The organism is Corallococcus praedator, assembly GCF_003612125.1.
GTDB classification, from domain to species: Bacteria; Myxococcota; Myxococcia; order Myxococcales; family Myxococcaceae; genus Corallococcus; species Corallococcus praedator.
This window is the reverse complement of record NZ_RAWI01000268.1, coordinates 1-13,060: the sequence shown is the minus strand read 5'-3', so window position 1 is coordinate 13,060 and position 13,060 is coordinate 1. Positions and strand designations below refer to the sequence as shown.

The 13,060-nt window shown below is 71.4% G+C and carries 11 protein-coding genes; 6 read left to right on the top strand and 5 right to left on the bottom strand.

Going from position 1 to position 13,060, the window contains the following annotated elements; genetic code table 11:
• The 3 genes from D7Y13_RS28220 to D7Y13_RS28210 all read left to right on the top strand — a co-directional run.
• A partial coding sequence (locus D7Y13_RS28220; RefSeq protein WP_147452508.1) for a DUF2760 domain-containing protein occupies positions 1-397 on the top strand: 397 nt, incomplete at its 5' end.
• Between the two features lie 98 nt (positions 398-495).
• Positions 496-2,358 (top strand): Hsp70 family protein, encoded by a 1,863-nt coding sequence (locus D7Y13_RS28215; RefSeq protein ID WP_120585449.1) that lies wholly within the window; start codon positions 496-498, stop codon positions 2,356-2,358.
• Positions 2,359-2,383: 25 nt separating this feature from the next.
• A complete protein-coding gene (locus D7Y13_RS28210; RefSeq protein ID WP_120534305.1) occupies positions 2,384-5,164 on the top strand; it encodes an Hsp70 family protein in 2,781 nt (926 codons plus the stop codon).
• 212 nt (positions 5,165-5,376) lie between these two features.
• On the opposite strand, the gene D7Y13_RS48225 is transcribed toward D7Y13_RS28210, so the two are convergent.
• The 3 genes from D7Y13_RS48225 to D7Y13_RS28195 form a co-directional block, all read right to left on the bottom strand.
• Complete coding sequence (locus tag D7Y13_RS48225; RefSeq protein WP_233595887.1) at positions 5,377-5,823, bottom strand: hypothetical protein; 447 nt, start codon at positions 5,821-5,823, stop codon at positions 5,377-5,379.
• A 229-nt stretch (positions 5,824-6,052) separates the two neighbouring features.
• Positions 6,053-7,852, bottom strand: a complete 1,800-nt coding sequence (locus tag D7Y13_RS28200) for a bifunctional metallophosphatase/5'-nucleotidase (protein ID WP_120585450.1) — start codon at positions 7,850-7,852, stop codon at positions 6,053-6,055.
• A gap of 58 nt (positions 7,853-7,910) precedes the next feature.
• Positions 7,911-9,167, bottom strand: coding sequence for a myxosortase-dependent phytase-like phosphatase (locus D7Y13_RS28195; protein ID WP_120585454.1), 1,257 nt, complete (start codon positions 9,165-9,167; stop codon positions 7,911-7,913).
• Between the two features lie 137 nt (positions 9,168-9,304).
• Here D7Y13_RS28195 and gmd point away from each other — a divergent pair, with 137 nt between their 5' ends.
• Together gmd and D7Y13_RS28185 are read left to right on the top strand one after the other, a co-directional pair.
• The gene (gene gmd, locus D7Y13_RS28190; protein WP_120534302.1) at positions 9,305-10,276 is read left to right on the top strand and encodes a GDP-mannose 4,6-dehydratase; all 972 of its coding nucleotides are present in this window, start codon (positions 9,305-9,307) and stop codon (positions 10,274-10,276) included.
• 1 nt (position 10,277) lies between these two features.
• Positions 10,278-11,210 (top strand): GDP-mannose 4,6-dehydratase, encoded by a 933-nt coding sequence (locus tag D7Y13_RS28185; protein ID WP_120585451.1) that lies wholly within the window; start codon positions 10,278-10,280, stop codon positions 11,208-11,210.
• An 18-nt stretch (positions 11,211-11,228) separates the two neighbouring features.
• Here D7Y13_RS28185 and D7Y13_RS28180 read toward each other — a convergent pair whose 3' ends face one another.
• Entirely contained in the window at positions 11,229-11,963 is a 735-nt protein-coding gene (locus D7Y13_RS28180) for a hypothetical protein (protein ID WP_233595888.1), read from the bottom strand.
• A 90-nt stretch (positions 11,964-12,053) separates the two neighbouring features.
• Here D7Y13_RS28180 and ybiA point away from each other — a divergent pair, with 90 nt between their 5' ends.
• Entirely contained in the window at positions 12,054-12,566 is a 513-nt protein-coding gene (gene ybiA, locus D7Y13_RS28175) for a riboflavin biosynthesis intermediates N-glycosidase (RefSeq protein WP_120534299.1), read from the top strand.
• Between the two features lie 60 nt (positions 12,567-12,626).
• On the opposite strand, the gene D7Y13_RS45890 is transcribed toward ybiA, so the two are convergent.
• Positions 12,627-13,060 (bottom strand): hypothetical protein (locus D7Y13_RS45890; RefSeq protein ID WP_120630825.1); only part of this gene is annotated, 434 nt, incomplete at its 5' end.

Sequence of the window (13,060 nt, the reverse complement as noted above, 5' to 3'; positions counted from 1 at the left end):
CCTGGCGCCTGAGCGCGAGCACGCCAGCGCCCTGTCGCTGCTCGCCATGCTGCAGCGCGAGGGTCGCTTCCTGGACTTCGTGCAGGAGAACGTGGCGGCCTTCCCGGACGCGGACGTGGGCGCGGCGGCCCGCATCGTCCATGAGGGCTGCCGCAAGGTGGTCCACCAGTACCTGACGCTCCAGCCGGTGCTGCCGCAGGCAGAAGGCGACAAGGTGACGGTGCCCGCCGGTTTCGATGCGCAGCGCATCCGGTTGACGGGCAATGTCGCGGGCCAGCCTCCCTATGGGGGCACGCTGCGGCACCACGGCTGGGTGACCACGGAGGTGAAGTTCCCGTCCGTGAGCCCGGCCATGGAGCCCCGGGTGCTGGCCCCGGCGGAGGTCGAACTCGCCTGACGCCCTTCCGGGCCGCGAGGCAGCGCTCTTTTCCGTGAAGTCCCCGTCCCTTCCAGGTGAAAGGATTCAGGGCCCCTCATGAGGGGTTCCTGACCGATATGGCCCGATACGCAATCGGCATCGACCTGGGCACCACGCACTCCGCGGTGTCCTACTTCAACCTCGAGGATGGCAAGCCGCGCGGCCCCTCGCAGTCCATGCTGCCCGTGCCGCAGGTCACCGCGCCCGGCACCGTGGAAGCGCGCCCGCTCCTGCCCTCCTTCCTCTACCTCCCCAGCGCGCAGGAGTTCCCCGAGGGCAGCCTGGGGCTGCCGTGGAACCCGGAGCCGGGCGTCATCGTGGGCGACTTCGCCCGCTCGCACGGGGCCAAGGTGCCCACGCGGCTGGTGTCCTCCGCGAAGAGCTGGCTGTCGCACCCGGGCGTGGACCGGCGGGCGGCGCTGCTGCCCTGGCAGGCCCCGGAGGAGGTGCAGCGCGTGTCCCCGCTGGAGGCCTCCGCGCGCTACCTGCGCCACCTGAAGGAGGCGTGGGACCACACCTTCGCCCGCGCCCAGGGGGAGTCCGGCAACGCCCTCTCCGAGCAGGAGGTCATCGTCACCGTCCCGGCGTCCTTCGACGCGGCGGCGCGCGACCTGACGCTGGAGGCGGCGAAGGCGGCGGGCATCGCGCACATCACCCTGTTGGAGGAGCCGCAGGCCGCGCTGTACGCGTGGCTGGAGGCGATGGGGGAGAACTTCCGCCGGCAGGTGCAGCCCGGCGAGGTCATCCTGGTGGTGGACGTGGGCGGCGGCACGTCCGACTTCTCCGTCATCACGGTGAAGGACCGCGAGGGCGACCTGGAGCTGCTGCGCGTGGCGGTGGGCGACCACATCCTCCTGGGCGGCGACAACATGGACCTGGCCCTGGCGCACACGCTCAGCCAGCGCATGGCCGCCGAGGGCCGCAAGCTGGACGCATGGCAGTTCAACGGCCTCACCTACGGGTGCCGGCACGCGAAGGAGACGCTGTACGCGGACCCTTCCGTGGACCGCGTGCCCATCGCCATCCCGGGCCGGGGCTCGTCGCTCATCGGCGGGACGCTGCGCACGGAGCTGACGCGCGAGGAGCTGGACCGCGTCCTCACCGACGGCTTCTTCCCGGTGTCCCCCGTCACGGACCTGCCCCGCACCGCGCGGCGCACGGGCCTTGCGCAGATGGCGCTGCCGTACGCGCAGGACCCGGCGGTGACGAAGCACCTGGCGGCGTTCCTCACCCGGCAGGCGCAGGCGCTCGCGGCCAGCGCGGATTCGCCGGTGGACGTGGCGGGCAAGGGCTTCCTGCACCCCACCGCGGTGCTCTTCAACGGCGGCGTCTTCAAGGCGGGGCCTCTCAAGGGCCGCGTGATGGAGGTCCTCAACGCGTGGCTTTCGGCGGAAGGCGCGCCCCCGGCCAAGGAGCTGGAGGGGGCGGACCTGGACCTCGCGGTGGCGCGGGGCGCGGCGTATTACGGCTGGGTGCGCCAGGGGCACGGCCTGCGCATCCGGGGCGGCACGGCGCGCGCGTACTACGTGGGCGTGGAGACGGCGATGCCGGCGGTGCCGGGCATGGAGCCCCCCGTGAAGGCGCTGTGCGTGGCGCCCTTCGGCATGGAGGAGGGGACGCAGGCGGACGTGCCGCCGCAGGAGTTCGGCCTCGTCACCGGGGAGCCCACGAGCTTCCGCTTCTTCGCGTCGTCGGTGCGGCGCGATGACCGGGTGGGCGTGCTCCTGGACGACGTGGACTCGGAGCTGGCGTCCGGGGGGCTGGAAGAGGTGGCCCCCATCGAGACGACCCTGCCCGGGCAGGCCACCCCGTACGGGGACCTGACGCCGGTGAACCTCCAGGCGGCGGTGACGGAGGTGGGCACGTTGGAGCTGCGGTGCCTGGAGAAGGATGGCCCCGGGCGCTGGAAGCTGGAACTCAACGTGCGCATGAAGGAGTAGAAGAGGCCCCGTACACCGGAGGCGTATGCGAATCGTCGGCATCGACCTGGGCACCACCCATTGCGCGGTGGCTTCCGTGGATCCAGGCAAGGGGGCGGGGGCGCCCGTCGAGGACTTCCCCCTGCCCCAGCTCGTCCGTCAGGGCGAGGTGGCCCCGCGCGCGCTCCTGCCGTCCACCGTCTACGTCCCCGGCGGCCACGAGCTGGCCCCGGAGTCGCTGCGCCTGCCCTGGGGCGATGACGGCGGGCCGTGGGTGGTGGGCGAGCTGGCCCGCTGGCAGGGCGCGCGCGTGCCCGGCCGGCTCATCGCCAGCGCCAAGAGCTGGCTGTGCCACCCGGGCGTGGACCGCTCCGCGCCCATCCTTCCGTGGGGCGCACCGGCGGACGTGCAGAAGCTGTCCCCGGTGGACGCTTCCGCCCTGCTGCTCACGCACATGGCCCGCGCGTGGGACTTCGCGCACCCGGACGAACCGCTCGCGAAGCAGGAGGTGGTCATCACCGTCCCGGCCTCCTTCGACGAGGCGGCGCGCGCCCTCACGGTGAGCGCGGCGCGCAAGGCGGGGCTGGAGAAGTTCACGCTCCTGGAGGAGCCGCAGGCGGCCTTCTACGACTACACCGCGCGGCACCGCTCCGGCCTGGAGCAGACGCTGTCCCAGGTGCGGCTGGTGCTGGTGGTGGACGTGGGCGGCGGCACCACCGACTTCACGCTGGTGCACGCGGGCGTGTCGCCGGAAGGGCCGATGCTGCGACGGCTGGCGGTGGGCGACCACCTGATGCTGGGCGGCGACAACATGGACGCGGCGCTCGCCCGGCGCATGGAGGAGAAGCTCTCCAAGGACGGCCGGCGCCTGTCCGCGACGCAGTGGACGCAGGCCATCCAGGCCGCTCGCACCGCGAAGGAGGAGCTGCTCGGCCGCGAGCCTCCGGAGAAGTACGGCCTGTCGCTGATCAGCGAGGGCAGCCGGCTGCTGGGCGGCACGCTGTCCACGGAGCTGGGACGCGACGAAGCGCACGCGCTGGTGCTGGACGGCTTCTTCCCGCTGTCCCCTCCCGAGGAGCGGCCCCGTCGCACAGCGCGCATGGCGCTCCAGGAGCTGGGGCTTCCGTACGTGCAGGATCCGGCCGTCACCCGGCACCTGGCGGCCTTCCTCGCGCAGCACGCGGCGGCGGGCTTCGCGGCGCTGGGAGAGACGCCCGCCACCGAGGGCGCCCTGCCCCGCCCCGACGCCATCCTGCTCAACGGCGGCGTGTTCAACTCGCCCCAGATTTCGGCGCGGCTGGTGGATGCGCTGTCCGCGTGGTGGCCGCAGGCGCCGCGCATCCCGCTGTTGAAGCATGAGTCGCTGGAGCTGGCCGTCGCCCGGGGCGCGGCGTACTACGGGCTGGTGCGGCGCGGGCACGGCCTGCGCATCGGCGGTGGCGCGGCGCGCGCGTACTACGTGGGACTGCAGCGCGGCGCGGAGAGTGAAGCGCAGCCCTCGCTCTGCCTCATCCCGCGCGGCTTCGAGGAGGGGCAGAAGGTGGACCTGGGCGAGCGCCCGTTCACGCTCACGCTGGGCCGCCCGGTGCAGTTCGCGCTCTACTCCACGACGAGCGACCGCATCGACAAGCCGGGGGACCTGGTGCCCCTGGCGGACGACCTGAAGCCGCTGCCGCCCATCCACACGTTGCTCAAGGGCGCGTCGGGCAAGGTGACGGAGGTGCCGGTGCACCTGCAGGCGGCGCTCACGGAGATTGGCACGCTGGAGCTGTTCTGCGTGTCCGACGTGGCGGACGAGCGCTGGCGCCTGGAGTTCGAGCTGCGCGGCACGGGCGGCTCGCACGAGCTGACCGTCACGGAGTCCATGCCCGCGCGCTTCGCCGAGGCGAAGGACAACGTGGAGCGCGTCTACGGCAACAAGCCGCTGCCCCTGGGGCCCAAGGACGTGAAGCAGCTGTCCCGCACGCTGGAGAAGGTGCTGGGCCCCCGCGACACGTGGCGCGTGCCGGTGCTGCGCGAGCTGTGGAGCACGCTGTACGCGGGGGCCAGCAAGCGCCGCCGCACGGATGACCACGAGCGCGTCTTCTACAGCCTCACCGGCTTCTGCCTGCGCCCCGGCTTCGGCTACCCGCTGGACGGCTGGCGCGCGGAGCAGACCTTCAGCCTCTTCGACGCGCTGGTGCAGCACCACCAGGACAAGGCGGTGTGGACGGAGTTCTGGGTGATGTGGCGCCGCATCGCGGGCGGCCTCACCGAGGCGCAGCAGCAGAAGCTCTTCACGTACCTCCAGCCCCACCTGGCCCGGCGCATCCCGCTGGACGCGCCCGCGCAGGCCTCGAAGCTCAAGGGCATCCAGCCGGAGGGCCTGGACGAGATGGTCCGCACCGTGGCCTCGCTGGAGCACCTGTCCCCGGGCGACAAGGCGGAGGCCGGCCGGTGGATCGCCTCGCGCCTGCGGGTCGAGTCCCGCTCCGGAGGCCCGTGGGCGTGGGCCCTGGGCCGGCTGGGCGCGCGCGTGCCGCTCTACGGCAGCAGCCACAAGGTCGTGGACGTGGAGACCGCGGAGACGTGGCTGGAGCTGCTCTTGATGCTGGACCTGCGCAAGGTGGACGGGGCGCCCTTCGCGGCCGCGCAGCTCGCGCGCCTCACCGGCGACCGCACGCGCGATCTGGATCCGGAGCTGCGGGAGCGCACGGCCCAGGCACTCGTCGCGGCGAAGGCGTCCGACACCTGGGTGCGGATGGTGCGCGAGGTGGTGGCGCTGGAGGCCGCGGACGAAGCGCGGGCGCTCGGCGATACGCTGCCGGCGGGCCTGCGGCTGTCCTGATCCGGGCGGGTACGAGGCGCCCCGACGCTGCGGCGCGGGGCGCTGCCTGCGACAGGGACGACGTCCTCAAGCAGTGAGCGAGGGCCGACCTCCCAGGTCGCGTCGAAAGTTCGCGGGCATCCGCCTCACCCCACCGGGCGGATCCATCCCGTGTGGGGCGCGAGCGTCGTTCGCGCACCCCACCGCAGGTGGAACATCCCACGGCCCGTGGATCAGACCGGGGCGGTGGCCGTCGCGTCGGTGGCTTCGGCGTCGGCCTGGACCGCCGGCGTCAGCTCCACGAGCGTGGGCTCCACCGGAGCCGCGTCGAGCGGCACGCCCGCGACGACGACCTGGAGGACCGCCTCCACGGGGACCGCCGCCACGACCGTGGTCTTGGCCTGGGCCTCGTCCTTCTTGGGCTTCTTCGTGCCCGCGCCCGAGCGGCAACCCCGGCACCACGGCTGGTTGCGGATGGCGCCATCCGCCATCTTCCGCAGCCCGAACTGCGCCAGCGGCCTGAGCGTCTTGCACTTCAGGCACATCAGCGAGATGAGCACCTCGTGGCCGTCCGCGTCGTAGACGGAGGACTTGCGCCGCTTGCGCGGCTGCCCCGGCTCACGCGCCTTTTCCTTCTCGGGCGCCACCGGGACCATCATCGGGGTCACTTTGTAGAGCATCTCTGTCCCTCCCACGCACGAACTCCTGCTTGCGCACGCTGGCTCAGGGCCCGGCTGGCAAGGGATCTCGCGTGCCCTAGAGTAGGGAGGTTTCCGCCCGTTGGAAACTGATCCCAGGCCGAAAATTCGGCCCGGGCGCCTTTCGCTGATCTTTCGCTGGGTTGCGCGTCCGTTCAGTGCCAGCGGATCAGCGGGGAGGGAAAATTTCCAACGCCAGGACCCTGGGGTTTCAGGGCTTCGTTTCGGCGCAGGGCGCCTCGCTCTTGACCATGCGAACGCGTCCAAGTGCCGGTGGCTTCAGGGCATTTCCCTGCGCGCGGCCGTACGCGGTCAGCACCTCGCGCAGGTCCTGGCCCTGCAACAGGCTGATCCGCTCCTGTGGCAGCGTGGACGTCAGCGCTCCCACCCCGTCGCCTCCGCGCAGGAGGAAGTCCGGCACGGCGACCCGGTAGGTCCCCTTCGCCTTCAGCGGCGCGCCCCCCGGCAGCGTCACGCCCTTGAACCGCTCCGGCCCCATGCAGGCCCCCAGGGTGACCTCCAGCCCGGACACCGCGAAGACGCCCTTGCGGCCGCCGTACGCCAGCGTGAGGAAGCGGCGCAGCTCGTCCGCCGTCAGGTCCAGCACCGCCAGCGTGTTGTCGAAGGGCAGCACTTCGTAGAGCTTCCCGAACGTGAGCGGACCTACGGGCAGGTCCGCGCGGATGCCGCCCGCGTTCATCACCGCCGCGTCGGAGCGGGCCTCCTTGCGCATCGCGTCCGCGATCAGGTTTCCCAGCGCGCTCTCGGCTTCGTACACCTGGGGCATGCGGGCCTTGATCTCCACGCCCACCGGACGGCGCTGCTCCACCTCCACGCGCGCCTCCGCCGGGGCCACCAGCGCCTCCACCCGGGCATCCGGCGTCACCGGCGCGCCCATGAAGGTGGCCGGCACCATCCGCACGCCCTTCGCATCGCGCAGGCGCAGCGGATCACAGGTGTTCAGCGTGGCGTCCACCGCGCCGCACACCGGGAGCGCGGCCTGGATGCGCGTGCGCTCGGGCAGCACGCGACGCTTCACCGGATCCACGTAGAGCTCCACCACGCCGAACGAGCGGGCCAGGCCCGTCGTCTCGATGACCGGCACGTCCCCGAAGAAGTGCCCCATGGTCTGGTGCGTGTGGCCCGCCACCACCGCGTCCACGGAGCCCGGCGGCAGCGCGTCCAGCACCGCGTAGATTTCGCCGTCGTCCTTCGAGCACCCGGAGGTGTCGCGCGGGTTCGACAGGTCCGTGCACTTGCCGCCCGCGTGCGCGACGGCGATGACCACCTCCGCGCCCTTCTCGCGCAAGGCGCGGGTGGCCTCCTGCGCGGATTGGGCGAGCGACTCGAACTTCAACCCCGCCACATTCGCGGGGTTCGTCGTCTGCGGCGTCTGGAGCGTGGACAGGCCCAGCAGGCCCACCTTCACGCCCTTCACCGTGACGACCGTGGTGCCGTCGTTGCCCAGCCAGGCCGGGTGGCTTCCGTCTTTCTCCCGCACGTTGGTGGACAGGAAGGGGAACTTCGCCTGCCCCACGCGGGCCTTGAGCGCGCCCAGCGGATCCTCGTCCGGGTGCGTGGCCACCGGGCCAGGGCCCACCGGCCCGTAGTCGAACTCGTGGTTGCCGATGGCGACCGCCGTGTACCCGAGCAGGTTGTACACGTCGACGACGATGGCGCCCTCGACCAGGTTGGACGCCAGCGTGCCCTGGAACAGGTCGCCTCCGTCCACGAGCAGCACGCCGCCCGGGTTGTCCTCACGCAACCGGGCCACGTAGGACGCGAAGAGCGCCGCGCCCCCCTCCTCCACCTTCTGCCCGTCCGGCAGCGTGGCGCGGTGGGGCATCACCCAGCCGTGGAAGTCGTTGGTCCCCACCAGCGTGAGCCGCACGGGCTCCACGACAGCGGGCGGTGCGGAGGGCGTGACGGCGTTGGCGACAGGCTGGGGCCCACCCCGGCAGGCGGAGATGAGCGCAGCAAGCGCCAGGGCGGTGAGACGGAAGGTGCGCATGGGGCGCGCACTTCATCCCGCGCCCCCTTCGCTTTCAACCCGCTTCGCGCCTGCCCGGTCAGCTTCGGCGGCGCCGGCCCCACAGCGCCATCGCCAGCAGGCCCAGCATCGCCGCGGCGGGCACCGACGTGCTGGAGCACCCGCAGCCGCCGTCGGAGCCATCGCCGTTGCCTCCCGGGTTGCCGGGGTCCGGGATGAAGACCCCGCCGCCGGCATCCCGCACGGTGCCGCCGTCCCCCGTGCCACCATCCGTCTGCTGCGCGATGGCCAGCGGCGGAGTGAACGCCCGGGCCACGCTGCCCCACGAGGCGAGCTTCAGGTTGTCACCCAACGTGCTGCTGCTCTGGCCGTCGTGCGCGACGAAGAGCCCCTCCGGGAACCCCGCGCCCAGCGCGCCCGGGTACGCCACCATGCCGCGCGACTGCTCCACGTCGTCGGTGCCACCGTCCTGCGCCAGTTGGAACGAACCCACCCGGCCCAGCGTGCGCCGGTCGAAGACGACGAAGGTGTTCGCGTTCGGATCCGAGACCACGAGGTAGCCGTCCGCCCCGGACGACTCGTACAGCGTCAGCCTGCCGACCGACGTCAGGCCCGCGTCGCCCAGGGGCACCACCCGCTGGCCCTCGGTGCCGGCATCCGCGTCCACGCCGTAGCGGTAGAGCCCCTGCCCCTGCTGCCCCACGTAGACGGCGCGCTGGGACGGGTCCACCACGATGCCCGTCACGAGGCCGGTGTTGATGTCCCGGACCGGCGTGGCCGTGACGCCACCGTCCGTGGGGGTCAGCACGAACTGCCGCAAGCCTCCGCCCGCCAGGCCTCCGAAGGCCTGGAACGTCCCGTCCGCCCCGCGGGTCAGGCGCACCGTCCCGTAGCTGACGCCGACATCCAGCGGCGCAGCCGTCGGCGCCAGTCGGGTCAGCCCCCCGCCCGCGTCCGGCGTGGAATCCACCACGTAGGGCACCAGGCCCGACAGCGTGGGATTCGCGCTGAGCACCAGCGCCTGCGTCACACCGTCACCCACCGGGAAGCCGTACACCACGTCCACGCTCGTCGACGTGCCCTCCGTGATGCCCTGCACCTCCGTGCCGTCCAGCGAGTAGGCGAACAAGCCGTTGTTCCGGTCCGACGTGAAGAGTCGGCTGGCCCCGGGGTTGGTGGGATTCACCCACAGCGCCACGTCGTCCACGGTGCCGCCCCCGGAGCGGGCGCCGGGCTGGGTCTGGGACTGGTACGGGGCGGACACCGGAGGCGTCTGCGCCCCCGTGGCCGTACTCACGAGGATGGCCGTCAAGGCGGAGAGAGGGGCACGTCGCATGGGCAGCTCCTTGGCAGGTCGCTCCCTACCTAGCCATGGGCAGGGACCGGTACAAGTTCCAGGAACCCTGGAACGGTTGGCAGACAGCGAAAGGCTCGGGTACAACGAACACGTCTCCCAGCGAACAGACAAGGGCCATGGCCAAGCGCGCACTCATTACGGGCATCACCGGGCAGGACGGCAGCTATCTGGCGGAGCTGCTGCTCAAGAAGGGCTACGAGGTGCACGGCATGGTGCGCCGCTCTTCCGAGGAGAAGTTCGAGCGCATCGCTCACCTCCAGGGGAAGGTGACGCTCCACCAGGGAGACCTGCTGGACCAGTTCTCGCTGGCGGCGCTCCTGAGCCTCACCCAGCCGGACGAGGTCTACAACCTGGCGGCGCAGTCCTTCGTGCCCACCAGCTGGAACCAGCCGGTGCTCACCGGTGAGTTCACCGCGCTGGGCGTGACGAAGATGCTGGAGGCCATCCGCCACACCCGCCCGCAGGTGCGCTTCTACCAGGCGTCCTCCAGCGAGATGTTCGGCAAGGTGCTGGAAGTGCCGCAGACGGAGGACACGCCCTTCTACCCGCGCAGCCCGTACGGCGTGGCGAAGGCGTACGGCCACCACATCACGGTGAACTACCGTGAGTCCTTCAAGCTGTTCGCGGTGAGCGGCATCCTCTTCAACCACGAGTCGCCCCGCCGTGGCCTGGAGTTCGTCACGCGCAAGGTCACGTACAACGTGGCGCGCATCAAGCACGGCCTCCAGGACAAGCTGCCCATGGGCAACCTGGACGCGAAGCGCGACTGGGGCTTCGCGGGCGACTACGTGGACGCCATGTGGCGCATGCTCCAGCAGGACGAGCCGGACGACTACGTCGTCTCCACCAACGAGACGCACACCGTGAAGGAGCTGGTGGAGATCGCCTTCGCGCGCGTGGGCCTGGACTGGCAGAAGTACGTCTTCACCGACCCGGCGTTCGTGCGCCCGGCGGAGGTGGACCTGCTCATCGGCGACGCGGCCAAGGCCAAGAAGAAGCTCGGCTGGGAGCCCACCGTCCGCTTCAAGGAGCTGGTGGAGATGATGGTCGACGCCGACATGGAGCGCGTGAAGGCAGGGCAGCGGTAAGATGCGCGTCCTCGTCACGGGAGCGGATGGCTTCGTCGGCCGGCATGCCTGTCACGCCCTTCGGGCGGCCGGCGACGAAGTGGTGGAAGTGCATGGACCCCGAGGCGAGGGCGTCAGCAGCACCGCCCTGCATTTCGACATCGCCGACGAGGCGAAGGTCAAGGCGGCGGTCGCCGAGGTGAAGCCGGAGGCCGTGCTGCACCTGGCCGGCTTCAGCTCGGTGGCCAAGAGCCACCAGAACCCCGCGCGCGTCTTCGCGGTGAACACCATGGGCGTGCTGCACCTGCTCACCGCCCTGCGCGAGAACGCCCCCAAGGCGCGCGTGCTGGTGGTGGGCTCGGGTGAAGTCTATGGCCCCGTCGCGGAAGGCACCCTCGCGACGGAGTCGCACCCGCATGTGCCGCTGAGCCCGTACTCGGCCTCGAAGTCCGCCGCGGAGCTGGCCGGGGAGCAGTTCTTCCGCAGCTACGGCATGGAGGTCATCCTCGCCCGGCCCTTCAACCACCTGGGCTCGGGGCAGGACCCCACCTTCGTCGTGCCGTCGTTCGCCGCCCAGATTCGCGCCATCGCGCTGGGCACGGTGGACCCCGTCCTGCGCACCGGCAACCTGGACGCCATCCGCGACTTCTCCCACGTGAAGGACGTGGTGGACGCGTACCGGCTGCTGCTCGCGAAGGGCGAGCCGGGGCAGGCCTACAACGTCTGCAGCGGCGAGGGCCGCACCATCCGCAGCCTGCTGGAGGAGATGCTCCAACTGGCCGGCGTGCAGGCGCGCATCGAGTTGGATCCCGCGCGGCTGCGCCCCTCCGACATCCCCAGCCTCGTGGGCTCGGCGGACAAGCTGCGCGCGCTGGGCTGGTCCCCGAAGCTCACCGTCGCGGATGCGCTGCGCGACGTGCTGGGCCCCCGGGTGGGCGGAGCACCGTCGCACTGACGGCCGTCCTGGCGTGCCTCACACGGGGCGCGCCAGGGCCTCCCACGCCTCGAATCTCCGGTCCAACGCGGTGAGGGCCCACAGGTCCGCCACGTTGCCCGGCGTCAGCGCGGCCAGGTCCCGCTGGAGGTACTCGCGGGCCTTCACCTCGCCCCACTCGGACAGGATGCGCAGCGCCATCAGCGACGGCTTGCGCGCCACCATCCGCAGCAGCACGTCCACCACGCGCGGGCTGCGCTCCGCGGCGGACAGCCGCTGCACCGCTTCGTGACGGGACTCCGGCGTGGAGTCCTCCGCCTCCAGGGGCGCGGCCAGCTCCACGAACTTCGCTTCGTCCAGCAGCGCGGTGGGACGCGTGCTCTCCCAGTGCTCCACCGTGATGGTGGTGCGGCCCTTGGCGACACACTCGCGGCGGATGCCGTCGCCTCGCAGCACGTCCAGGATGCGCTCCGGTGCCGGCGTGCCGCCCTCCACCGTGCGCAGCGCGCGCTGCGACAACATGGGGGACTGGCCCAACAGGTGGGTGCGCAGCACCGTGGCCTCGACCGTCTTCTCCGCGCCGGACGCCCCCCGGTCCCACTTGAGGAACACCTCCGCCATGCCGCGCTCGCGCACGTACCAGCGGTACTCCAGCCACACCGCGCCCCCCCGTCCGGAGAAGCGAGGGTCCGAGGGCTCGTGGAGGCGGGGCGCGCCCTCCCGAGTGCCCGTGAAACAACGGTCCAACAGCTTCTGGGCTTCTTGAAGGCGCATGGCGGAAGGACGGGCATTGTAGAAGGCCCCGTCAGGTTCCTCCACCGTCCCACGTTCGTGTCATTTCAACACAAACCCAGCGAGGCAACGATGGAGCTGAGGACACCGCGGTTCACGTTCTTCTGGAAGGAAGACTCGCCGTTCTCGCAGTGGCACCCCTCCGTGTTCGAGGTGGAAGGTGTCCGCTACACCTGCGCGGAGCAGTACATGATGGCGGGCAAGGCGCGCCTCTTCGGGGACACGCGCGTGCTGGAGCAGGTGCTGCGCGCCGCCATGCCCAAGCAGCACAAGGCGCTGGGCCGCAAGGTGAGCCCGTTCGACGCGGCCGTGTGGGAGCGCGAACGCGAGCGCATCGTCTACGAGGGCAACCACGCCAAGTTCACCCAGCACCGGATGCTGCTGGACACGCTGCTGTCCACCGCGGGCACGGAGTTGGTGGAGGCCAGTCCCATGGATCGCATCTGGGGCGTGGGGTTGAACGTGGAGGATCCTCGCATCCAGGACCCCGCCACCTGGAGGGGCCTGAACCTGCTGGGCAAGGTGCTCACCCGCCTGCGCGAGGACCTCATCGCGCAGGGGCACACGCCCGTCCGCAAGCACTGAGGCAGGGAGGGGACCGTCGCTCACGCGCGGTCCCATCCTTGCGTCCTCTGGACGCGCCCGTCAGAACTTGAACTGCGCGGACTGCTCCGGCATGCCGTTGAAGTCCAGGTGCAGCGTGCCGTGGTCGCCGTTGCCCTTCTCGCTCCACTCCTGCTTCAGCAGCGAGAGGTCGAATGACAGGTCCTTGTAGACGAGCGCCTTGCACCGGTCGCTGTTCGCGTCGTGCAGCACCGTCAGCTCCGCGCGAGGCTCGCCCTTCGCCGTCTTCGTGAACCGCCCGTCCCACGCGAGGCCGTAGCGGTGCGTCTTGCAGCCGCCGCCATGCCGCACGCCGAGCTTCAGGAGGTTGCCCTGGACGCTCTGCGATTCGATGGCGATGGGGTCGCGCGGCGCGGGCGTCTCCGTGACCTCCAGCGGCAGCACCTCCTCCGCCTCCTTCGTCTCCGCCGCTTCCGCCGGCGACGGGGCCTTCTTCTCCGGAGGCGTCACGGGGG

What these genes read in the sequence shown, in the direction of transcription:
- D7Y13_RS48225 (WP_233595887.1), bottom strand. Translation starts at nt 5,823, where the DNA reads ATGCTCTACAAAGTGACCCCGATGATGGTCCCGGTGGCGCCCGAGAAG.
- D7Y13_RS28195 (WP_120585454.1), bottom strand. Translation starts at nt 9,167, where the DNA reads ATGCGACGTGCCCCTCTCTCCGCCTTGACGGCCATCCTCGTGAGTACG.
- D7Y13_RS28200 (WP_120585450.1), bottom strand. Translation starts at nt 7,852, where the DNA reads ATGCGCACCTTCCGTCTCACCGCCCTGGCGCTTGCTGCGCTCATCTCC.
- D7Y13_RS28215 (WP_120585449.1), top strand. Translation starts at nt 496, where the DNA reads ATGGCCCGATACGCAATCGGCATCGACCTGGGCACCACGCACTCCGCG.
- ybiA (WP_120534299.1), top strand. Translation starts at nt 12,054, where the DNA reads ATGGAGCTGAGGACACCGCGGTTCACGTTCTTCTGGAAGGAAGACTCG.
- D7Y13_RS28185 (WP_120585451.1), top strand. Translation starts at nt 10,278, where the DNA reads ATGCGCGTCCTCGTCACGGGAGCGGATGGCTTCGTCGGCCGGCATGCC.
- D7Y13_RS28210 (WP_120534305.1), top strand. Translation starts at nt 2,384, where the DNA reads ATGCGAATCGTCGGCATCGACCTGGGCACCACCCATTGCGCGGTGGCT.
- D7Y13_RS28180 (WP_233595888.1), bottom strand. Translation starts at nt 11,963, where the DNA reads ATGCGCCTTCAAGAAGCCCAGAAGCTGTTGGACCGTTGTTTCACGGGC.
- gmd (WP_120534302.1), top strand. Translation starts at nt 9,305, where the DNA reads ATGGCCAAGCGCGCACTCATTACGGGCATCACCGGGCAGGACGGCAGC.